The sequence below is a fragment of the Pseudoalteromonas sp. CO109Y genome, from assembly GCF_004208935.1.
Lineage (GTDB): Bacteria > Pseudomonadota > Gammaproteobacteria > Enterobacterales > Alteromonadaceae > Pseudoalteromonas > Pseudoalteromonas shioyasakiensis.
In genome coordinates this window covers 37,031-59,513 of record NZ_SGPD01000011.1, presented here as the reverse complement: position 1 = coordinate 59,513, position 22,483 = coordinate 37,031, and the positions used below count along the sequence as shown (strand labels likewise).

Sequence of the window (22,483 nt, the reverse complement as noted above, 5' to 3'; positions counted from 1 at the left end):
ACTGTTTTTTGAGAAATCACTATGTCATATACAACTTTTAGCCGAAATCATAATAACCAATTACAAGAACCGATGTTTTTCGGCCAAACGGTAAACGTGTCACGTTACGACCAACAAAAGTACCCTATCTTCGAAAAGCTAATTGAAAAGCAACTTTCGTTCTTTTGGCGTCCTGAAGAAGTTGATGTAAGTAAAGACCGTCTTGACTTCCAAGCGTTACCAGAGCACGAAAAGCACATCTTTTTAAGCAACTTAAAATATCAAACGCTACTTGATAGTGTGCAAGGTCGTTCACCTAACGTTGCGTTACTACCTATTGTGTCTATTCCTGAGCTAGAAACTTGGATTGAAACATGGGCATTTAGTGAAACTATTCACAGCCGTTCATACACACACATTATCCGTAACGTTACGCAATCTCCTGAACTTATCTTTGACGATATCGTAAGCAACGAGAAAATCAGTGAGCGTGCTGATGCGGTAACTAAGTATTACGATGATTTAATAAACATGATTTCTGTTTACAACCTATATGGTGAAGGTAAACATGTGATCAACGGTGAAGAAGTTAAAGTCAGCTTATTTGACCTTAAAAAGCAACTTTACCTTGCAATGATGTCGGTTAACATCTTAGAAGCGATTCGTTTCTATGTAAGCTTTGCTTGTTCATTTGCTTTCGCTGAGCGTGAATTAATGGAAGGTAATGCAAAAATCATCAAGCTAATCGCCCGTGATGAAGCGTTACACTTATCTGGTACACAGCACATCTTGAACATTATGCAAGAAGGTAAAGACGACCCAGAAATGGCAATCGTTGCAGCACAATGTCGTGAAGAAGCAATTCAGATGTTTGTTGAAGCAGCAGAACAAGAAAAAGATTGGGCAGAATACTTGTTCAAAGATGGTTCTATGATTGGTCTTAACAAAGATATCTTATGCCAATACGTTGAATACATCACTAATGCACGTATGACTGCAGTAGGCCTACCTGCACAGTTCGAAAGTAAGAGTAACCCTATTCCGTGGATCAACTCTTGGTTAGTATCAGACAACGTTCAAGTTGCTCCACAAGAAGCTGAAATCAGCTCTTACCTTGTTGGTCAAATTGACTCTCAAGTTGATGCATCTGACTTTGGTGACTTCGACCTGTAATGAGCTCAAACAAAACTGCAGAGGTTATCCTTGCAGGAACAGACAGCCAGAATCTTGAATTTGATTCTGGCTGTTCATCTCTCCTTGAATGCCTAGAACAAAACAAAATAGATGTCCCCTACCAATGCCGTGAAGGTTATTGTGGCGCTTGCCGTGCAAAATTAGTTGAAGGTGATGTGAGCTACAATCAAGAACCGCTTGCGTTCGTTCGAACAGGCGAAGTATTGCTGTGTTGCAGTAAACCCAATGGAAAGGTAACAATAGAGCTTTAATGCCAAATAAGCTCACTGGTTTGGTAGAAATTTTCTTTATCTGACACACTCACCATTTGTTGATCAATCGTAACATCCCACTGTAAGTTTTTAGTTAGATGACCCGCTAACTCCTCAATGAAATTTTTATCAAATGCAATTAAATGACCATTATTGATAAGTTCCAACTGGTGCTCATTTTCTTTAAGCCAGTCGTTATTTAAGGTTGTCACGACCCATAGTTCATCGACCCGCTTAGCGATTTTGTTGAGCTGTAAAATATCTGGTTGGTCAACAACAAGCCATGTTTGATAATGATCATCAAGCGCTTTTATTGACACATCTGGTTCACCATGACTGAACCTTGCATTCAATATGGCTGTTTCGTTGTGTGAAAATAAGCAATAACTTAAAAGTTTAAGTACAAAGTGTTGATAGCTTTCACGACGATCACAAGCAGTGGTAAACACCTCTTTATGATTGCGGTGCTCTCTTAAATCAGCAATGGTGAAATTTGCTTTAAATACCCTATTTTTATCAGACATAAGATTTGGCCATCTCAGTGTAACAGTCTAAGTATAGTGTATGGTGTTAAAATCGCGACTTAGGGTTAAGGTATAGGTAAAGTTATAGTATAACGTTATTGCAGTTAAAAAGTTGCGGTGTTATATTATATCACCACAATCAACAACAAACTTAGAAGTAGTAATGATGAAACAAGTTTCAATTCTTTCTAGTGCTGTTGCCGCTGCGCTGTTTTCTCAATCAACAATGGCTGCTGTGATCACAGGTCAAGTATTAGATAAAAACCAACAACCTATCAGCAATGCTGAAATACATGTACACGGCAAATCACAAAGCGTTGTCACTGACAAACAAGGTCAGTTTAAAATTGATGTAGACAGTAAAGGTCAGCTTCACATCAGTAAAAACAATTTCATCGATAAGCGTGTTGCTATTAATGCCGAAGACCAAAATGTTGTGGTTACGCTTACACCAACATCAGTTGAAACTGTTGTTGTTTATGCATCAGCACTTCATAAAAATAGTCTTGAAATGATTTCGCCTGTGAATGTTTTAGCCGGCGATGAGTTAAAAAACAAAGCAAAACCGACATTAGGTGAAACACTAAAAGGTTTACCGGGCGTTAATGCTAGCTACTTTGGCCCAGTTTCATCAAGCCCTATTATTCGTGGTTTAGATGGTCCGCGTGTGAAGATCACCCAAAATGGCCTTGATAGCAGTGATGCATCTCGTATCGGCCCTGACCACGCAACATCAAATGACAGCCTAGCAGCAGAGCAAATCGAAGTACTTCGCGGCCCTGCTACCCTACTTTATGGCTCTGGCGCTATCGGTGGTGTGGTGAACGTTGTTGATAACCGTATTCCTACCGATAACATTGAGTCTTTAACCGGTGCTGCACAATACACACACGATACAGTATCAAATACCAACACCTATGCTGCAAAACTTGAAACCGGTAATGATGGTTTCAACTTCCATTTTGATGGTACAAAGCGCAAAGGTCACGATTATGACACGCCAAACTTCGAGCTTCCTGAGGAACATGAAGAGCACGAGGAGCATGAAGGTGAAGAGCATGAAGAACACGAAACAGCTAACAGCGTAGAAAACACCTTTATCGATAGCCAAACAGTTAACTTTGGTACGAGTTACGTAGGCGATCACCTAACGCTAGGTGTGTCATTCGGCCGCATCGAAACAGATTACGGTATTCCTGCTCATGAGCATCATCATCATGAAGAAGAGGAAGATCATGACGAACATGAAGGTGAAGAAGAGCACGAAGAATCGGTATTTGCACAGCTAGAGCAAGACCGCTGGCAAGGTTACATGAGCTATGCACTTCATGATAACTGGATTGAAAATATCTCACTACGCGTTGGCTACACAGACTACAAACACGCTGAAATTGAAGATGGTGAAGTGGGCACGGTGTTTACAAACAAAACAACCGAAGCACGTGCAACCGTTGAGCACAAGTTAGGCCTTTGGCACGGTATGGCTGGTTATCACTACACTGAGTCTGACTATGATGCAGATGGTGAAGAAGCCTTTACGCCAGCAAGTGTTACTAAAACAAACGCGTTATTCGTTCTTGAAGAGCGCCAGTTTGGTGATGTGACCGTTGAGCTAGGTGCACGCCTTGAAGATTACCAAATCGACTCTGCTGTAAGCATGGCTGAGCACCATCATGATCACGATCATGAAGAGGAAGAAGAGCACCATGACGAAGAAGAAGCTGAAATCATTAACTACAGTGAAGATTTCACAAACCTGAGCTTATCTGCTGGTGCAATTTGGCAATATCAAGAAGGTCAAAGTGTTGCTTTGAGTGTATCTCGTTCAGAACGTGCGCCGCTAAGTGCTGAATTACTTTCAAACGGAATTCATATCTCAACAGGTACTTACGAGCTAGGCCTTGGTTATCATATTGAAGATGGCGAAATTCATTTTGAGCCAGAAGATATCGAGCAAGAAACTGCAACGAACTTTGATTTAAGTTTCCGCCGCTTTATTGGTGACTTTGGTTACACAGTTAACTTCTTCTATAACGACATTGAAAACTACTACTACCAGCAAAATACCGGTTTAGTTTTCGACGAAGAGCATGGCTTAGAATCAGCAGCTGATGCAGATGAAGATGCAATGGCGGTTTACCAATTCACAAGTAAAGATGCGAAATTATACGGTATTGAATTTGACGTACATTATCAAGTGACGCCAAGTGCGCTAGTTAAAGTGTTTGGTGATTCAACAACGGCTAAGCTAAAAGATGATGAAGGTTACTTACCGCGTATTCCGGCTAATAAACTGGGTTCTGAATTACAGTACACAGTGTCTGATTGGAAGTTTAGCCTAACAGGTACTCATTATTTTGAGCAGTCTGACATTACTGCTTACGAGACAAAAACTGACGGCTATACCCTATTTGATGCATCAGCTAACTACCAACTTGACTTAGGTCCTGTTGATACACAGCTTTACATCAATGTTGACAACTTAACTGATGAACTTGGTTTCGTACACAGCTCATTCATTAAAGAAAAAGCACCACTACCAGGTCGTAATTTCAGCTTGGGTATTCGCGGTTATTTCTAATCGCTTTTAATAGTTATAAAAAAAACCCTTTCACTTTTAAAGTGAAAGGGTTTTTTATTAAGCATAGAAACTAAATAGATTAGCTATCAGCCCTTTTGTTCAATCTTAGCCCATGAATCACGAAGACCCACAGTTTGATTGAATACTAATGTTTCTGCTTTGCTATCACGACAGAAGTAACCTGTACGCTCAAACTGGAAGCCCTGCTCTGCTTGTGCATTTGCAAGTGACGGCTCAACTTTCGCATTTTCAAGAACCACAAGTGATTCTGGGTTTAGTGTTGCGTTAAAGTCTTCTGCTGCCGCTGGGTTTGGCACGTTAAATAAACGGTCGTATAAACGAACTTCAGCTGTGATAGATTCACTTGCTGATACCCAGTGAATTACACCTTTAACTTTACGGCCATCACTTGGGTTTTTACCCAGAGTTTCAGGATCGTAAGAGCAGAAGATAGTCGTAATTTCACCGTTTTCGTCTTTTTCAACGCGCTCAGCTTTAATTACATAAGCACCACGTAAACGTACTTCTTTATCAAGAACTAAACGCTTAAACTTGTTGTTTGCTTCTTCACGGAAGTCTTCACGCTCGATATAAAGCTCACGAGTGAAAGGTACGTCACGGCGACCCATCTCTTCTTTATTCGGGTGATTAGCAACAGATAACGTCTCTACTTTATCTGCGTCATAGTTTTCGATAACAATCTTCACAGGATCAAGAACAGCCATTGCACGAGGTGCATGTTCATTTAGGTCTTCACGGATACAGGCTTCTAGCATGCCCATTTCAACCATGTTCTCTTGTTTAGTGATACCGATACGAGAACAGAACTCACGTACTGATGCAGGTGTATAACCACGACGACGTAAACCAGCAATCGTTGGCATACGTGGGTCGTCCCAGCCTTCAACATGACCATTTACCACTAAGTCGTTTAATTTACGCTTAGACATAATGGTGTACTCAAGATTTAATCGTGAGAACTCGATTTGTTGCGGATGACACTCAAGGCTGATGTTATCTAATACCCAATCGTATAAGCGACGGTTATCTTGGAACTCAAGCGTACATAATGAATGTGTAATACCTTCTATCGCATCTGAAATACAGTGCGTGAAGTCGTACATTGGGTAAATGCACCACTTGTCACCTGTTTGGTGGTGATGAGCAAAACGTACACGGTATAAAATTGGATCACGCAATACCATGAATGAGCTTGCCATATCGATTTTAGCACGCAGTACACATTCGCCTTCTTTGAACTCACCATTACGCATTTTTTCAAATAGCGCTAGGTTTTCTTCAACTGGCGTATCACGGTATGGGCTATTTTTACCCGGCTCTTTTAAAGTACCACGGTATTCACGGGCTTGATCTGGCGATAAGAAACACACATACGCTAGGCCTTTTTCGATAAGCTCAACAGCATAGCCGTATAACGCATCGAAATAGTTAGATGAATATTTAATTTCACCATCCCACTGGAAACCTAACCACTGCACATCTTCTTTAATCGAGTTTACGTAGTTGATGTCTTCTTTTTCTGGATTCGTATCATCAAAACGTAAGTTACAAAGACCTTGATAATCTTGGGCGATACCAAAATTTAAACAAATAGACTTTGCATGACCAATGTGTAAAAAACCGTTTGGTTCAGGTGGAAAACGCGTGTGTGTAGTCGCATGCTTACCGCTTGCTAGATCTTCGTCGATACGCGTTCTAATAAAGTTACTTGGGCGATTCTCAATTTCCGCCATAGGAGCATAATCCTCTGAATATTGCATGGTGACAAAACTAATGCATTATTACAAAAACAAACCCTAACATACAGTGGTTGCATCATGTTTATTGAAGATATTACGTCGATTGTTGAATACATAGTTCACAGACTCGACAAAATCGGTAAAAAAATTGTTCTAACGCAATAAAATGATCATTGACTAGCGATATAGTGCCGTCAGTTTCACTACCAATAAGGAAAAAAGATGGCTTCGCTCAATCAACATCGAGTCTATATTCCAAGCTCAGCACGTGCAAACCAGTATGTGTTAGTTGAATTTAAACCTACTGATGAGTTTTTTGCCCAGTTCACCAATGTGAGCTGTGCTTATAAGCGTCTTGCAAGGGAGTTATTTGCACTATGTGATGAGTATGAATTACATAATGTACACCTAATCGCCAACGATAAACTGCCAGTGGTTCGTTACCATGATGAGGCATATAGCTTAGAAACCGCTAAGCAAATTTTGTTTTTCTATAACCCACAATACCATGAAGCACATAATGTATTTGCTGATGGTGAGCAAAAATGCAAAAAAATTCGTTTATTATTCTTAGCGACTGGTGAAGATATTCGCGCTCATGCGGCTAGTTTTCATCATAATGTGCAAAGAGTGATCAACTCACTACAAGAAAAACTACTAAGCGGCCAACCACCTCTTAAAATTCGTGACCACCAACATCTAACTTATGATTTATTTGCTAAAGCAAAAGGTCACAAAGAAAGCTATGGCTATAAATTACGTAGCTTATATCCACGATATCAGTCTCGCCAATGTCATTTGCCAAATGAACACAGTGAGATGACATACGCTGGGTTTTCAATTCCGGTTACTCGCGCCATTAAGACGCAATTTCAACATATGTTGAATGAAGAGAATTACACGCAGTTTTATCAATACATCTTTGATGCATTCAAAAGAGCATGTGATAAACGCGGATTAACACTCGGCGCTTTCATCGCTAACGGTACCCGCCCTATTGTTCGTAATAGCAATATTGATAACGCACAAAGTAACAGCGAACTGCAAAAGCTAACCTTTGATTGCAGCTCTGAGCAGGTGCAATTACAACAGTATTGGGATGCAGATCAACTTGTAGATTCACTACATTTTGTGATTGCCGCAGCCGATAAAGACAAGCATGACATTGGTTATGGTAAGTTTATGAATCAAGTGCAAAGTGCGATAAATGAAGTTACTGACGAGCTGGCATTTAATCCAACTCGCCAAGATTTACGCGTGCGTTTTTATCAGCACATTAACTATCAATATTAAGAGTATATCCAACCCCCCTCAAGATGCAGAAACTCGCACCTTGGGGTGGTTTGGGTATATTAGAGGTGACGCATGCGTCACCTCTTATTTCCTAGCTTAGTTAAATCTAGACGCAATACTTTAGAGCGGCGTTCATGGTTATAAAGCGCTTTTTTCTTCGCAGGTAGCTCATCAACTGTCACTATTTCAAAACTTTGCTCTAAAAACCAGTGAATGCTGCGTGTAGTGAGTGCAAATAAATGCGAATAACCCGCACGTTTAGCCTTATTAATAATAAACCTTAGTAGATAACTGCCGCGATCGGCATCTCGATACTGAGGGTGAACAGCCAAACTTGCAAACTCCCCCACTTGTTCATCTGCAAACGGATACAAAGCCGCACACGCTATAATAAGACCATCACGCTCAATAACCGTAAATTGTTCAATTTCGATTTCTAGCTGTTCACGAGAACGGCGCACCAAATAACCTTGCTGTTCAAGGGGTCTTATAAGGTTAATGATTCCGGTAATATCAGCAATACTTGCACTTCGTAATTGCTCAGAGCTTTGTGGTGCGATTTGTGTACCAATACCATCTAAAGAGAACAGCTCTTGTAATAAGGCGCCATCTTCTTTGTAACTAACAAGATGGCAACGATGTACGCCACCTCGACAAGCATCAATTGCAGCTTGTAAGAATACGGTTGCGCTTACACATGAGTCAGGTTGCTTGCGATAGTTTACTAGTAGCTGCTCAGCTTCATTTGGCATTAGCTCTGCAATCGCCTCACCATTTTCATCCAAAATACCGGCTTCTTTACAAAAGCCAAGCATTTTATCGGCGCGTAGTTTGAGAGCTACTTGCGTAGCAATTTCTTCAGCAGTTAAGTTAAAGCTTTCACCTGTAACAGACGCCGCTATTGGCCCAAGCAGAACAATTCCGTTGTTATCTAACTGGTGGCGAATACCCGCAACATCGATACGTCTCACTCTACCTGAATGATGATAATCAACACCTTCATCAACACCTAAAGGCTGAGCAATAACAAAATTACCACTCACCACATTTAAAAATGAGCCAGACATTGGGGTGCTACTTAAAGACGTAGATAAACGCGCGGTTATATCGAACTGCATTGCACCCGCAACTTTTTTAATTACATCAAATGTTGCGTTATCAGTTACACGTATCTCATTATGAAACTGACTAGTTATGCCAACTTGTTCAAGCGCTGCGTTAAACTGTGGGCGAGCACCAAACACTAAAACAATCTTAATACCAAGACTAGTTAATAACGCGACATCGTTGATGATGCTGCGACAACCAGACTGATCGATCGCCTCTCCGCCAAGCATAACAACGAATGTTTTACCGCGGTGAGCATTAACGTATGGGGTTGACTGGCGAAATCCATCTACCAATTCTGTGGTACGCACGTAATATTTACCTTATTAAAGTCGAGTGTTTTAATGAAAACAGATATACAAGCCACAAGTGTAGAGAATTTATATTCACAAATAAAGCATTATTATTCTTAATTTGTGGTTGGAATTTTCTTGTCGGGTAGAAGGATGTGATAGATACAAAAAAGGCCCGCATAAGCGAGCCTTTTTTAAGAGATTAGAACTGATTACCAGCCTGTTTTCTCTTTAAGTGCATTACCGATATCAGCTAATGAACGTACAGTTTTTACGCCAGCAGCTTCTAATGCAGCAAATTTCTCATCAGCAGTACCTTTACCGCCTGCGATGATTGCACCAGCGTGACCCATACGCTTACCTGGAGGTGCAGTAACACCCGCAATGTAAGAAACAACTGGTTTAGTCACGTTGTGCTTGATGTATTCTGCAGCTTCTTCTTCTGCAGTACCACCGATTTCACCGATCATAACAATAGCTTCAGTTTGCTCGTCTTTTTCGAACATTTCTAAAACGTCGATGAAGTTAGTGCCAGGGATTGGGTCACCACCGATACCAACACATGTTGATTGGCCGAAACCAGCGTCAGTAGTTTGCTTAACCGCTTCGTAAGTAAGAGTACCAGAACGTGATACGATACCTACTTTACCAGGCTTGTGGATGTGACCAGGCATGATACCGATCTTAGTTTCACCCGGAGTGATAACACCTGGGCAGTTAGGACCGATCATACGAACACCAGTTTCATCAAGCTTAACTTTAACGTCAACCATGTCTAGTGTTGGGATACCTTCAGTGATACAAACGATTAGCTCGATGCCAGCATCGATAGCTTCTAAGATTGCATCTTTACAGAAAGGTGCTGGTACGTAGATAACTGATGCAGTTGCGCCAGTTGCTTCAACAGCGTCACGTACTGTGTTGAATACTGGAAGACCAAGGTGCGTTTGACCGCCTTTACCTGGGCTTACACCACCAACCATTTGTGTACCGTACTCAAGCGCTTGCTCAGAGTGGAAAGTACCTTGGCCACCTGTGAAACCTTGACAGATAACTTTTGTATCTTTATTGATTAATACAGACATTATTTGCCCTCCGCAGCAGCAACAACTTTTTCAGCTGCGTCTGTTAGTGATTCAGCAGCGATGATGTTAAGGTCAGAACTAGCTAGTACTTCACGACCAAGTTCAGCGTTAGTACCTTCTAAACGTACTACTACAGGAACGTTAACACCTACTTCTTTAACTGCGCCGATGATACCTTCTGCGATCATGTCACAACGTACGATACCACCAAAGATGTTAACTAAAACAGCTTTAACGTTGTCGTCAGATAAGATGATCTTGAATGCTTCAGATACACGCTCTTTAGTTGCACCGCCACCAACATCTAGGAAGTTAGCTGGCTTGCCACCGTGTAGGTTTACGATGTCCATAGTACCCATTGCTAGGCCTGCACCGTTAACCATACAACCAACGTTACCGTCTAGTGCAACGTAGTTAAGCTCGAAGCTTGCAGCGTGAGCTTCACGCGCATCTTCTTGTGAAGGATCGTGCATTTCACGGATTTTAGGTTGACGGTAAAGCGCGTTACCATCTACACCGATTTTACCGTCTAGACAGTGAAGGTTACCTTCGTCTGTGATTACTAGAGGGTTGATTTCTAATAGAGCGAAATCGAAGTCGTTGAACATGTTAGCAAGACCCATGAAGATCTTAACGAACTGTTTCATTTGAGTAGGGTTTAAACCTAGTTTGAAGCCTAACTCACGAGCTTGGTAAGCTTGAGGACCAACTAGTGGATCGATCTCAGCTTTGTGAATTAGTTCTGGAGTTTCTTCTGCAACTTGCTCGATTTCAACACCACCTTCAGTAGATGCCATGAAAACAACTTTACGAGAAGCACGATCTACTACAGCGCCAAGGTATAATTCGTTAGCGATGTCAGTGCAGCTTTCAACAAGAATTTTTGATACTGGCTGACCATTTTCGTCTGTTTGGTAAGTAACTAAGTTTTTACCTAACCAGTTCGCAGCGAACTCTTTAACTTCGTCAGTTGTTTTAACTAGCTTAACACCGCCAGCTTTACCACGGCCACCTGCGTGAACCTGTGTTTTAACAACCCACATATCACCGCCGATTTTCTCAGCAGCTGCTGCAGCTTCTTCAGGTGTATCGCAAGCGAAACCTTGAGAAACTGGTAAACCATATTCGGCAAAAAGTTGTTTTGCCTGATACTCATGCAAATTCATGATGCTTTATCCAATTTTTTATACTAAAAGAGCTGAATATTTATGCAAAATAAACAGCTATCCCAAATTGCGCACTTAGTATAAATCCCAAGGCTCCACATGAAAACCCCAGTTAGACCAAAGGCGCAAAAAAAAAGCTGTGAACGAGGTTCACAGCTTAGTTTTCATACAACCAGATTAAACATCTAGTAGTAAACGAGTCGGATCTTCAAGTAACTCTTTAATTGTTACTAAGAAACCTACTGATTCTTTACCATCGATTTGGCGGTGATCATAAGATAACGCTAAGTACATCATTGGTAAGATTTCAACTTTACCATTTACAGCCATAGGACGCTCTTGGATTTTGTGCATACCTAAGATTGAAGACTGTGGTAAGTTGATGATTGGTGTAGATAGTAATGAACCGAATACACCACCGTTAGTGATAGTGAAGTTACCACCTGTCATGTCATCAATTGATAATTTACCGTCACGACCTTTAAGCGCTAGCTCACGGATACCTTTTTCGATTTCAGCAACTGATAGCTTGTCACAGTCTTTAAGAACTGGAGTAACAAGACCACGTGGTGTAGAAACCGCGATGCTGATGTCGAAGTAGTTGTGATAAACAATATCATCACCGTCGATAGACGCATTTACTTCAGGGAAACGCTTAAGTGCTTCAGTAACTGCTTTCACGTAGAAAGACATGAAGCCTAAACGGATACCGTGACGCTTTTCGAATACTTCTTGGTACTGCTTACGAAGGTCCATGATTGGCTTCATGTTAACTTCGTTGAAAGTCGTTAACATTGCAGTTGAGTTTTTCGCTTCAAGAAGACGATTAGCGATTGTTTTACGTAAACGAGTCATAGGAACACGTTTTTGTGTACGGTCACCCATAGGTGCTGCTGGCGCTGCTGCTTCTGCTTTAGGAGCTGCTGCCGGTGCTTTTAAGAATGTATCAACATCTTCTTTAGTTACACGGCCATTTTTGCCAGTACCTTTAATTTTTGATGCATCAAGGCCTTTCTCAGCGATTAAACGACGAACTGACGGCGTTAATACGTCAGAGCTGTCATTTGATTCGCTTGCTGGTGCTGCTTCAGCTTTAGGAGCTGCTGCTGCCGGTGCTGCACCCGCTTTAACTGTACCAATTACTTGCTCACCAAGTACTGTTTCGCCTTCAGCGTGAATGTGCTCACCCATGATACCGTCTTCTTGAGCAACAACTTCAAGAACAACTTTATCAGTTTCGATGTCAACAAGGTTTTGGTCGCGAGTTACCGCTTCACCTGGTTGAACGTGCCAAGTAGCAATTGTCGCGTCTGCGACTGATTCTGGAAGTACAGGTACTTTAATGTCCACTTCTTTACCTTCTGATGCTGGTGCTGATTGCGCCGCTGGCGCGTCTTCTGATTTAGCTGGTGCTGATTCGTCACTTGCTGGTGCAGCATCTGCATCACCAAGTAATGCAATTACTTGTTCGCCAAGTACCGTTGCACCTTCTTCTTGTGAAATTTCAGTGATTACACCGTCATTTGGTGCAACAACTTCTAAAACAACTTTATCTGTTTCGATATCTACTAAGTTTTGGTCGCGGCTTACTTTGTCGCCAACACTTACGTGCCATGTTGCAACAGTAGCATCAGCAACCGACTCAGGAAGTACAGGAACTTTAATTTCTGTGCTCATTGCTTATCCTTTCTTTTCAATAGTAAGCGCATCTGCAACGAGCGCTTGTTGTTCTTTATTATGCACTGACATGTAACCACACGCTGGTGATGCTGATGCTTTACGACCTGCGTAAGTTAATTTAGCACCGGCTGGGATTGCATCAACAAAGTGGTGTTGAGAACAATACCATGCACCTTGGTTTTGTGGCTCTTCTTGACACCAAACAAAATCTTTAACGTGTTGGTAACGCTGCATGATTGTATCCATCTCAGCGTGTGGGAATGGATATAATTGTTCTACACGAACAATAGCAATGTTATTTAATTCTTGCTTACGACGCTCTTGTAGTAGCTCGTAGTAAACTTTACCGCTACAGAATACAACGCGTTCTACTTTATCTGCAGCAATATCATCGATTTCATCGATCATATTGTGGAACACACCTTCAGATAACTCTTCAAGTGAAGATGTTGCCAACGGGTGACGAAGTAGCGACTTAGGCGTCATAACAATCAATGGACGACGAAGTGGACGTACAGATTGACGACGAAGCATTGCATAAACTTGCGCAGGTGTTGAAGGAACACATACTTGCATGTTGTGATCAGCACACAACTGTAAGAAACGCTCTAAACGTGCCGAGCTATGCTCAGGACCTTGACCTTCATAACCGTGTGGAAGTAAACATGTAAGACCACATAAACGGCCCCACTTCTGCTCACCTGAACTTAAGAATTGGTCAAATACAACTTGTGCACCGTTAGCGAAGTCACCAAATTGTGCTTCCCACATTACAAGTGACGTAGGTTCAGCTGTTGCGTAACCATATTCAAATGCAAGTACTGCTTCTTCAGAAAGAACTGAGTCATAGACTTCAAATGCACCTTGCTTTTCGCTGATATTTTGCAGCGGCAAGTATGTTGATGCATCTTTTTGGTTATGAACAACAGCATGACGGTGGAAGAATGTACCACGGCCTGAATCTTGACCAGTTAAACGGATATCTGTACCTGCATCAACAAGGGTTGCATAAGCAAGTGTTTCAGCCATACCCCAATCAAGTGGTTTTTCACCTGTCGCCATTAGCTTACGGTCGTCGTAGATTTTCTTAACGCGCGACTGTGCTTTGTGGCTTTCTGGGAAGCTTGCTACTTTTTCGCCAAGCTCTTTTAACTTCTCAACCGATACTGTTGCATCGTACTCAACATCCCAATCGTGACCAACAAACTTAGCCCAATCAGAAGAGTGCGATGTTTCTAGTTGAATTTCTTCAACAACACAGTTGCCTTTGTCTAAACCGTTACGGTAATCATCAGCAAGTGCTTTAACTTCATTTTCTGAGAATGAACCTTCAGCAACTAATTGGTCTGCGTAAATTAGACGAGGTACTGGATGCTTTTTGATTTTTTGGTACATAAGTGGTTGAGTCGCGTTCGGCTCATCCGCTTCGTTATGACCATGACGGCGATAACATACTAAATCAATCACTACATCACGTTTAAACTGGTTTCTGAAATCAAGTGCAATTTGAGTAACAAATGCAACCGCTTCAGGATCGTCAGAGTTAACGTGGAAAATTGGTGCCTGAACCATTTTCGCTATATCAGTACAGTATGGTGTAGAACGTACATCAGACTGTTTAGACGTTGTGAAACCAACTTGGTTATTTACAACGATACGGATACTACCACCACAACTAAATGCATTAGTTTGCGATAAGTTAAATGTTTCTTGTACAACACCTTGACCTGCGATTGCAGAGTCACCGTGAATAGTAATTGGTAATGCTTTAATTCCTGACTTATCACCTAGACGGTCTAAACGAGCACGTACCGAACCCATAACCACTGGGTTAACGATTTCTAAGTGAGACGGGTTAAATGCAAGTGCCATGTGCACGTTGCCACCGTTAGTTGCAAAGTCAGATGAATAACCCATGTGATATTTAACATCACCTGAGCCTAATGTGTCTTTGTGTTTACCAGCGAACTCATCGAATAATTCTGATGGGTTTTTACCTAAAACGTTCACTAGTACGTTCAAGCGACCGCGGTGAGCCATACCAATAACAGCTTCTTTTTGTCCGCTTTCACCTGCACGATGAATTAGTTCTTTAAGCATTGGTACTAACGCATCACCACCTTCAAGTGAGAAACGTTTTGCACCAGGGAACTTAGCCCCTAAATATTTTTCAAGGCCATCTGCAGCTGTTAATCCTTTAAGGATACGTAGCTTTTCTTCTTTAGAGAACGTTGGACGTGATTGCACTGATTCTAAACGTTGTTGTAACCAACGTTTTTCTTCAGTTGAAGTGATGTGCATATACTCAGCACCTACCGACCCACAATAAGTCGTTTTGAGTGCTTGATATAGCTCACCTAATGGCATGGTTTCGCGACCGACAGCAAACGAACCCACATTGAATTCACGGTCAAAATCAGCTTCAGATAAATCGTGGTACTCTAATTCTAGATCACGAACACGTTCGCGTTGCCAAATACCTAATGGATCTAGGTTGGCATTTTGGTGACCACGGAAACGGAAAGCATTAATAAGTTGTAGCACCTTGACCTGTTTAGGATCGCCAGAGCCACCCTCTGCTACCACTACTTCTCTATGCTTGTTTTTAGCAAGCTGTGCAAATTGTGAACGAACTTCTGAATGTTTAACGTCAACATCCACACCATCAACTTTTGGTAATTGTTCGAACACTTCTCGCCATTCTTCTGGCACAGAAGTCGCATCATCTAAGTACGCTTCATAAAGCTCTTCTACGTAAGCAACGTTACCGCCGTTTAAGTGAGAAGATTCTAGCCATGCCTTCATCACACCTTCGTGCATTTATAAGCCCTTTTCTTTAGCGCAGAAATTAATTGTTGTAAAAACAAGGTGGTTAATCACTTAACCACCTTACATATTCAAGCTTTAAACAGCGCGGTTTAATAGCATTGATTTGATTTGTCCAATTGCTTTGGTCGGGTTAAGACCTTTTGGACACACGCTAACACAGTTCATGATACTGTGACAACGGAACACGCTGAACGCATCGTCAAGGTCAGCAAGACGCTCTTCAGTAGCTGTATCGCGGCTATCAGCCAAGAAACGATACGCATGAAGAAGACCCGCAGGACCGATGAACTTGTCTGGATTCCACCAGAACGAAGGACACGATGTTGAACAACATGCACATAAGATACACTCATATAAGCCATCTAACTTATCACGTTCTTCGATTGACTGAAGACGCTCACCCGCCGCAGGCGTGTCGTTGATTAGGTAAGGCTTAACTTTTTCGTATTGAGTGTAGAACTGACTCATGTCAATAACAAGGTCACGTACCACAGGTAAACCTGGTAAAGGACGAATTACAATTTTACCTTTGCCACCTTTAAGTAGCGTTGATAAAGGAGTAATACACGCTAAACCGTTTTTACCATTCATGTTGATACCGTCTGAACCACACACACCTTCACGGCATGAACGACGGAATGATAATGTTGGATCTTGCTCTTTTAATTGCATAAGCGCATCCAATACCATCATATCTTGGCCTTCTTGCGTTTCTAGCGAGAAATCCTGCATACGTGGTGCATTATCAACATCTGGATTGTAACGATAAACCGAAAATTGTACTTGTGCCATCGTCTCGCTCCTAGTATGTACGTGCTTTAGGTGGGAAAGCTTCACGCAGTTTCGGCGCGTAGTTTACTTCACGTTTTGTCATTTCATCTGTAACTGGGTTATAGATAGAGTGACATAGCCAGTTATCGTCATCACGATCTGGGAAGTCAAAACGAGAGTGTGCACCACGGCTTTCTGTACGGAAGTTTGCAGCTACTGCTGTTGAGTATGCTGTTTCCATCAAGTTATCAAGCTCTAGACATTCGATACGTGCAGTGTTGAACTCAGTTGACTTGTCGTCAAGACGAGCGTACTGAAGACGTTCACGAATTTCTTTAAGCTCTTTAAGACCTGTTGCCATTGCATCACCTTCACGGAATACCGAGAAGTTAAGTTGCATACACATTTGAAGGTCTTTCTTGATTTGTACTGGGTCTTCACCTTGGCCAGCTTTAGAGTTTTCCCAACGGTTAAAGCGTGCAAGTGACGCTTCAAGGTCTGAATCAGACGCATCTTTACCTGCTTCAACACCGTTAAGGTACTTACCTAAGAAATTACCAGCTGCGCGGCCGAATACAACTAAGTCAAGTAGTGAGTTACCACCTAGGCGGTTAGCACCGTGTACAGATACACATGCAATCTCACCAACAGCGAATAAACCTTCAACTACTTTCTCTTGGCCGTTTGCATCAATTTGTAATGCTTGACCATTTACGTTAGTTGGAACACCACCCATCATGTAGTGACATGTTGGGATAACTGGAATTGGTTCTTTAGCTGGATCAACGTGTGCGAATGTTTTCGCAAGGTCGCATACGCCTGGAAGACGTAAGTTAAGTGTTTCTTCACCTAAGTGGTCAAGCTTAAGCTTGATGTGTGGACCGTAAGGACCATCACAACCACGACCTTCACGGATCTCAGTCATCATTGAACGAGCAACAACGTCACGAGACGCTAAGTCTTTTGCATTTGGTGCGTAACGTTCCATGAAGCGTTCGCCGTCTTTATTTAGAAGGTAACCACCTTCACCACGACAACCTTCAGTTACAAGTACACCGGCACCGGCGATACCTGTTGGGTGGAACTGCCACATTTCCATATCTTGCATTGCAACACCAGCACGTGTAGCCATACCAACACCGTCACCAGTATTGATGTGTGCATTCGTTGTCGATGCGTAGATACGGCCTGCACCACCTGTTGCTAAAACAACAGCTTTTGATTTGAAGTAAACAACTTCGCCAGACTCGATGTCGATTGCTGTACAACCAACAACGTGACCGTCGCTGTTTTTAACTAAATCTAGTGCGTACCACTCAGAGAATACGTTAGTTTTGTTTTTAACGTTCTGTTGGTATAAACAGTGTAATAGCGCGTGACCAGTACGGTCAGCTGCTGCTGCAGTACGTGCAGCCTGTTCACCACCAAAGTTTTTCGACTGACCGCCGAAAGGACGTTGGTAAACACGGCCATTTTCAAAACGAGAAAATGGTAAACCCATGTTTTCTAATTCAGTAATAGCTTCTGGGCCTGTTTTACACATATATTCGATAGCGTCTTGGTCACCGATGAAATCGGAACCTTTAACAGTATCGTACATGTGCCATTCCCAGTTATCTTCATGCGAGTTACCCAGAGCAACCGTAATACCACCCTGTGCAGACACAGTGTGAGAACGTGTAGGGAAAACTTTTGAGATAAGTGCACAGGTTTTGCCTGATTCAGTGATAGCTAGTGCTGCGCGCATACCCGCACCACCTGCACCAATCACTACAGCGTCAAATTCACGAACAGAATAATTCACTTAAACACCCCATAAAACGATTAGACCAATTGCTACGTAAGCAACAGCCATAAGGTTTAATACAAAGCCTAAAACAGCACGTAATTTAGCGCATTTAACATAGTCAGTAAGAACTTGCCAAAGGCCGATACGGGTGTGAACCATGATGCAAACCAGGGTAATTAAGGTAAACCCTTTCATTGCTAGGTTAGAGAATAGGCCTTGCCAGGCTTCGAAAGTGACTTCTGGCGTACATAAAAAATAGCCGATAATAAAAATCGCGTAAGCGCTAATTATTAATGCTGTTGCACGTAGTGATACGAAATCTTGTACACCATCACGTTTAAGAGTTGCTTGATTTAAAACCATATCCACACTCCTGCTAGAATTGCAGCTACAACACCTAAAGCTAATGCAACTTTAGCGCTGAAGTTACCTGATTCAAGTTCTTCCCAGTGACCCATGTCCATAATGATATGACGGATACCACCGATTAAGTGATACGCCAATACAGAAATGGTGCCCCATGCTATGAATTTGGCAATGAATCCGCTGAACAGACCCTTGACGAATTCAAAACCTTCTGCAGAAGAAAGAGACTCAGACCAAGCCCAAATGACAAACGTTAAAGCAAAAAATAATGCAACACCGGTGACGCGGTGAAAAATTGATGCTTTAGCCGTTGCCGGCATAGATATAGTTGTTAGATCTAGATTTACAGGTCTTTGCTTTTTCACAGTTACTTGCCCATCTTGCCCACTAAGGAGCTCATCTACTTGTTTTTCTAAAACCCATCAAAATGAATTTCGATGGAACTATCTAAGTAAACCGTGTTGATACACAAAAAGTTCACACTTATGCAAAACTCAAATGTAAAAATAAAGTTTACCTACAGACAATACGGTATAAAACCTTGGATAGTATATATAGCCAAAGGTCTTTTTACAATTCTTGTTTAGTAAGAGACGTTTGCGAATTAGCCAATAGTATAATATTTAATCCTGGCAGAATATTTATTATCCATTTGTGCATAATGTTTATAAAAATTGACTTTATACCCCTCTTTCACGTTAAAATGAAAAGAATGTGCTTAAACAGATTCAGAACATAACAATCAGAGTTGTTATCTTAATAGGAGATAAATAGATGGCGGATAAGAAAGCCACGGTCCATATTGATGGTCTTGATCCAATCGAACTTCCAATTTACCAAGGCACTGCTGGCCAAGACGTAATCGACGTACGTACGTTAGGTTCACACGGTCACTTCACTTACGACCCAGGTTTCATGTCGACCGGTTCTTGTGAATCTTCAATCACTTACATCGATGGCGGCAAAGGTGTTTTATTACACCGTGGTTACCCAATCGAGCAATTAGCTGATGAATCAAACTACATCGAGCTTTGCTACTTACTATTAAACGGCGAATTACCGACTAAAGAACAATACGAAGCGTTTGCTCAAGAAATCACGCACAACACAATGCTTGATACTAAAATCGCAAACTTCTTCCAAGGTTTCCGCTTTGACGCTCACCCAATGGCAATGCTGTGTGGTGTTGTAGGTGCTCTTTCTTCTTTCTATCACGAAGATTTAGACATCACTGACGCAACACAACGTAAAACAAGCGCAATCAAGCTAGTTGCTAAATTACCAACTATCGCTGCGATGGCTTACAAATACAATGTAGGTCAACCGTTTGTTTACCCACGTAACGACTTAAGCTTCGCTGAAAACTTCTTACACATGATGTTCTCAGTACCAGCTGAAGAATACAAAGTAAGCCCTGTTCTTGCTAAAGCAATGGACAAAATCTTCATGCTTCACGCTGACCACGAGCAAAACGCATCAACGTCAACTGTTCGTCTAGCTGGTTCTTCAGGTGCTAACCCTTACGCGTGTATCGCGGCTGGTATCGCATCTCTATGGGGCCCTGCGCACGGTGGTGCTAACGAAGCATGTCTTAACATGTTAGAAGAAATCGGCTCTGTTGACCGTATCGACGAGTACGTTGCTAAAGCAAAAGATAAGTCTGATCCTTTCCGTCTTATGGGCTTTGGTCACCGTGTATACAAAAACTTCGACCCACGTGCGACAGTAATGCGTCAAACATGTCACGAAGTACTTGCTGAGCTAAACATTCAAGATCCACTTCTTGATATCGCTATGAAGCTTGAGCAAATTGCACTTGAAGACCCATACTTCGTTGAGAAGAAACTTTACCCTAACGTAGATTTCTACTCAGGTATCATCTTAAAAGCAATCGGTATTCCAACAAGCATGTTCACTGTAATCTTTGCAATGTCACGTACTGTTGGTTGGATCTCTCACTGGGATGAGATGCTTTCTCAACCTGGTCACAAGATCAGCCGTCCTCGTCAGTTATACACTGGTGAAACTTCACGCGATTACGTACCAACAGACAAGCGTTAATACGAATTTGCGTTTAAAAAAGGCCGCTATGCGGCCTTTTTTGTTGCCCTGCACTTGTCTATTTGTGCAAAGTAATTAAAATCGTCGCATTCTTGTAGCTTAAGGCCTTTCATGTTCGATATCACAAAAATACGTGCTGACTTTCCCATACTGAATGAAACAGTCAATGAGCAGCCTTTGGTGTATTTAGACTCAGCAGCGACCTCGCAAAAGCCACAGGCAGTTATCAATGCTCTTAGCCGTTTTTATAGCCACGAGAACGCCAATGTGCACCGCGGCCGCCATACACTCAGTGAAAACGCGACACGCCAATATGAGCATACACGAACGCTACTTGCAGATTATTTCTCTGTAAAAAATAATGAGATAGTGTGGACCAAAGGGGCAACCGAATCGATTAATTTAATCGCAAATGGTCTGGCTTCGAGGCTTAATGCTGGCGATAAAATTGCCCTATCTGCTATTGAACACCACGCTAACATCGTCCCTTGGCAACAGCTAGCTCAGCGTACCGGTGCAGAAGTCATTATTTTGCCGATAGAAAATGATTTAACTATTAATAGCGTGCACTGTAGTGAATTTATCAAGCAACAAAAGCCTAAAATAGTCGCTATTACCCATGCATCAAATACCCTTGGTAACATCACTGATTTAGCGCCAATCATTAGCGCATGTAAAGCCATTAATGCTATTTCTGTTGTTGATGGTGCGCAGGCAGCGATGCATTTACGCCCTAATTTACAAGAAATTTCCTGTGATTTTTACGTATTTTCTGCCCATAAAATGCTCGGGCCAACAGGTTTAGGAGGCCTATATGGCCGATTTGAGCTGTTAAATTCGCTGGATGTATATCAAACCGGTGGCGAAATGATCGAAACAGTGAGCCTAACACACAGCACTTTTCGTGATGCACCGGGTAAATTTGAAGCAGGAACACCCAATATTGCAGGTGTCATTGCCTTTAGTGAGGCAATAAATTATTTAACATCGTTAGATTTTCAGCAAATGCGTCAACATGAGCATACAGTTTTTGACTATGCGATAAAACAATTATCAGCTATTGATGGTATTAATATCTATTCAAACCAAACAGATAACATCGGTAACATTAGTTTTAATTATCGCGATGAACATCCGTTTGATTTAGCCACCCTACTTGATGGATTTGGCGTTGCCGTGCGTAGTGGCCATCATTGTACGCAACCTATAATGAGTCATTTAGGCATCCCAGGTACTGTACGAGCAAGTTTTGCGTTATATAACACTAAAGCTGATGTCGATGCCTTTATCAGTGCTGTTAAAAGTAGTATTGAGTTATTAGATTAATTTTGGATAAGTAATGAATTCAGCGTTTGAAGCCGTTAGTAAAAACATTGAAACAGCTGCAGGCTGGCAGCAAAAATATCGCCAAATAATGCTCTTAGGTAAGCAATTACCTGTTATGCCTGAAGTACTCAAAGTAGATGATGCCCTTGTTAAAGGCTGTGAAAGTAAAGTGTGGCTGTATATCGACTTTGATCATACAGAAAACAGCCTAGTTTTAGCGGGCGATTCAGATACTCGCATCGTTAAAGGACTATTGGCTTTAATTTTAGCCTTATACAATGGTCTAACACCGGAGCAAGCGGCGCAAATAAATGCTTATGATGAATTTGAACGACTCGGTCTAATTAGCCATTTAAGCCCTTCTCGTGGTAATGGTATTAAAGCCATGGTTGATAAAATTCAAACCATGGCTGAACAAAAACAATAAG

At 41.8% G+C, this 22,483-nt stretch carries 18 protein-coding genes; 7 read left to right on the top strand and 11 right to left on the bottom strand.

Annotated features, from left to right (window positions below; genetic code table 11):
- Positions 1–21: 21 nt before the first annotated feature.
- Positions 22–1,152 (top strand): class Ia ribonucleoside-diphosphate reductase subunit beta, encoded by a 1,131-nt coding sequence (gene nrdB, locus EXT43_RS03065; RefSeq protein ID WP_054551358.1) that lies wholly within the window; start codon positions 22–24, stop codon positions 1,150–1,152.
- Complete coding sequence (gene yfaE / locus EXT43_RS03060; RefSeq protein ID WP_130166318.1) at positions 1,152–1,424, top strand: class I ribonucleotide reductase maintenance protein YfaE; 273 nt, start codon at positions 1,152–1,154, stop codon at positions 1,422–1,424. Before nrdB ends, yfaE begins: the two co-directional genes overlap by 1 nt.
- Here the strand turns inward: yfaE and EXT43_RS03055 are convergent.
- Complete coding sequence (locus tag EXT43_RS03055) at positions 1,421–1,948, bottom strand: YaeQ family protein (protein ID WP_130166317.1); 528 nt, start codon at positions 1,946–1,948, stop codon at positions 1,421–1,423. The two genes, yfaE and EXT43_RS03055, sit on opposite strands and share 4 nt — an antisense overlap.
- Positions 1,949–2,114: 166 nt before the next feature.
- Between EXT43_RS03055 and EXT43_RS03050 the strand changes: the two genes are divergently transcribed.
- Positions 2,115–4,529, top strand: a complete 2,415-nt coding sequence (locus tag EXT43_RS03050) for a TonB-dependent receptor (RefSeq protein WP_130166488.1) — start codon at positions 2,115–2,117, stop codon at positions 4,527–4,529.
- 86 nt (positions 4,530–4,615) lie between these two features.
- Here EXT43_RS03050 and glnS read toward each other — a convergent pair whose 3' ends face one another.
- Complete coding sequence (gene glnS / locus EXT43_RS03045; RefSeq protein WP_130166316.1) at positions 4,616–6,283, bottom strand: glutamine--tRNA ligase; 1,668 nt, start codon at positions 6,281–6,283, stop codon at positions 4,616–4,618.
- Between the two features lie 228 nt (positions 6,284–6,511).
- Here glnS and EXT43_RS03040 point away from each other — a divergent pair, with 228 nt between their 5' ends.
- The gene (locus EXT43_RS03040) at positions 6,512–7,582 is read left to right on the top strand and encodes a DUF3083 family protein (protein ID WP_054561563.1); all 1,071 of its coding nucleotides are present in this window, start codon (positions 6,512–6,514) and stop codon (positions 7,580–7,582) included.
- 77 nt (positions 7,583–7,659) lie between these two features.
- On the opposite strand, the gene argA is transcribed toward EXT43_RS03040, so the two are convergent.
- The 9 genes from argA to sdhC form a co-directional block, all read right to left on the bottom strand.
- Positions 7,660–9,000: an amino-acid N-acetyltransferase gene (gene argA, locus EXT43_RS03035; RefSeq protein ID WP_054561564.1), complete on the bottom strand. Its 1,341-nt coding sequence runs from the start codon at positions 8,998–9,000 to the stop codon at positions 7,660–7,662.
- 194 nt (positions 9,001–9,194) lie between these two features.
- On the bottom strand, positions 9,195–10,067 hold the full coding sequence (gene sucD, locus EXT43_RS03030; RefSeq protein WP_054561565.1) for a succinate--CoA ligase subunit alpha: 873 nt from the start codon (positions 10,065–10,067) through the stop codon (positions 9,195–9,197).
- On the bottom strand, positions 10,067–11,233 hold the full coding sequence (gene sucC / locus EXT43_RS03025; protein ID WP_054561566.1) for an ADP-forming succinate--CoA ligase subunit beta: 1,167 nt from the start codon (positions 11,231–11,233) through the stop codon (positions 10,067–10,069). The genes sucD and sucC overlap by 1 nt, the downstream gene beginning before the upstream one ends.
- 177 nt (positions 11,234–11,410) lie before the next feature.
- A complete protein-coding gene (gene odhB / locus EXT43_RS03020; protein ID WP_130166315.1) occupies positions 11,411–12,910 on the bottom strand; it encodes a 2-oxoglutarate dehydrogenase complex dihydrolipoyllysine-residue succinyltransferase in 1,500 nt (499 codons plus the stop codon).
- Between the two features lie 3 nt (positions 12,911–12,913).
- Positions 12,914–15,733 (bottom strand): 2-oxoglutarate dehydrogenase E1 component, encoded by a 2,820-nt coding sequence (locus tag EXT43_RS03015; RefSeq protein ID WP_063529502.1) that lies wholly within the window; start codon positions 15,731–15,733, stop codon positions 12,914–12,916.
- 84 nt (positions 15,734–15,817) lie between these two features.
- Positions 15,818–16,534 (bottom strand): succinate dehydrogenase iron-sulfur subunit, encoded by a 717-nt coding sequence (locus tag EXT43_RS03010; RefSeq protein WP_054551369.1) that lies wholly within the window; start codon positions 16,532–16,534, stop codon positions 15,818–15,820.
- A 10-nt stretch (positions 16,535–16,544) separates the two neighbouring features.
- A complete protein-coding gene (sdhA, locus tag EXT43_RS03005; protein ID WP_054561569.1) occupies positions 16,545–18,317 on the bottom strand; it encodes a succinate dehydrogenase flavoprotein subunit in 1,773 nt (590 codons plus the stop codon).
- Positions 18,318–18,665 carry a succinate dehydrogenase, hydrophobic membrane anchor protein gene (sdhD, locus tag EXT43_RS03000; protein WP_054551371.1) on the bottom strand — a complete coding sequence of 116 codons (348 nt, stop codon included), beginning with the start codon at positions 18,663–18,665 and terminating at the stop codon, positions 18,318–18,320.
- Positions 18,656–19,033, bottom strand: a complete 378-nt coding sequence (sdhC, locus tag EXT43_RS02995; protein WP_082401567.1) for a succinate dehydrogenase, cytochrome b556 subunit — start codon at positions 19,031–19,033, stop codon at positions 18,656–18,658. Before sdhC ends, sdhD begins: the two co-directional genes overlap by 10 nt.
- 409 nt (positions 19,034–19,442) lie before the next feature.
- Between sdhC and EXT43_RS02990 the strand changes: the two genes are divergently transcribed.
- From EXT43_RS02990 to EXT43_RS02980, 3 genes are all read left to right on the top strand, one after another.
- Positions 19,443–20,729 carry a citrate synthase gene (locus EXT43_RS02990; RefSeq protein WP_054551373.1) on the top strand — a complete coding sequence of 429 codons (1,287 nt, stop codon included), beginning with the start codon at positions 19,443–19,445 and terminating at the stop codon, positions 20,727–20,729.
- 111 nt (positions 20,730–20,840) lie between these two features.
- Positions 20,841–22,055 carry a SufS family cysteine desulfurase gene (locus EXT43_RS02985; protein WP_130166314.1) on the top strand — a complete coding sequence of 405 codons (1,215 nt, stop codon included), beginning with the start codon at positions 20,841–20,843 and terminating at the stop codon, positions 22,053–22,055.
- A gap of 13 nt (positions 22,056–22,068) precedes the next feature.
- Positions 22,069–22,482 (top strand): SufE family protein, encoded by a 414-nt coding sequence (locus EXT43_RS02980; RefSeq protein WP_054551375.1) that lies wholly within the window; start codon positions 22,069–22,071, stop codon positions 22,480–22,482.
- Position 22,483 lies beyond the last annotated feature (1 nt).

Excerpts from the sequence above, each read along its gene's own strand:
- nrdB (WP_054551358.1), top strand. The coding sequence starts at position 22 with ATGTCATATACAACTTTTAGCCGAAATCATAATAACCAATTACAAGAA.
- yfaE (WP_130166318.1), top strand. The coding sequence starts at position 1,152 with ATGAGCTCAAACAAAACTGCAGAGGTTATCCTTGCAGGAACAGACAGC.
- EXT43_RS03055 (WP_130166317.1), bottom strand. The coding sequence starts at position 1,948 with ATGTCTGATAAAAATAGGGTATTTAAAGCAAATTTCACCATTGCTGAT.
- EXT43_RS03050 (WP_130166488.1), top strand. The coding sequence starts at position 2,115 with ATGAAACAAGTTTCAATTCTTTCTAGTGCTGTTGCCGCTGCGCTGTTT.
- glnS (WP_130166316.1), bottom strand. The coding sequence starts at position 6,283 with ATGGCGGAAATTGAGAATCGCCCAAGTAACTTTATTAGAACGCGTATC.
- EXT43_RS03040 (WP_054561563.1), top strand. The coding sequence starts at position 6,512 with ATGGCTTCGCTCAATCAACATCGAGTCTATATTCCAAGCTCAGCACGT.
- sucD (WP_054561565.1), bottom strand. The coding sequence starts at position 10,067 with ATGTCTGTATTAATCAATAAAGATACAAAAGTTATCTGTCAAGGTTTC.
- sucC (WP_054561566.1), bottom strand. The coding sequence starts at position 11,233 with ATGAATTTGCATGAGTATCAGGCAAAACAACTTTTTGCCGAATATGGT.
- odhB (WP_130166315.1), bottom strand. The coding sequence starts at position 12,910 with ATGAGCACAGAAATTAAAGTTCCTGTACTTCCTGAGTCGGTTGCTGAT.
- EXT43_RS03015 (WP_063529502.1), bottom strand. The coding sequence starts at position 15,733 with ATGCACGAAGGTGTGATGAAGGCATGGCTAGAATCTTCTCACTTAAAC.
- EXT43_RS03010 (WP_054551369.1), bottom strand. The coding sequence starts at position 16,534 with ATGGCACAAGTACAATTTTCGGTTTATCGTTACAATCCAGATGTTGAT.
- sdhD (WP_054551371.1), bottom strand. The coding sequence starts at position 18,665 with ATGGTTTTAAATCAAGCAACTCTTAAACGTGATGGTGTACAAGATTTC.
- EXT43_RS02990 (WP_054551373.1), top strand. The coding sequence starts at position 19,443 with ATGGCGGATAAGAAAGCCACGGTCCATATTGATGGTCTTGATCCAATC.
- EXT43_RS02985 (WP_130166314.1), top strand. The coding sequence starts at position 20,841 with ATGTTCGATATCACAAAAATACGTGCTGACTTTCCCATACTGAATGAA.
- EXT43_RS02980 (WP_054551375.1), top strand. The coding sequence starts at position 22,069 with ATGAATTCAGCGTTTGAAGCCGTTAGTAAAAACATTGAAACAGCTGCA.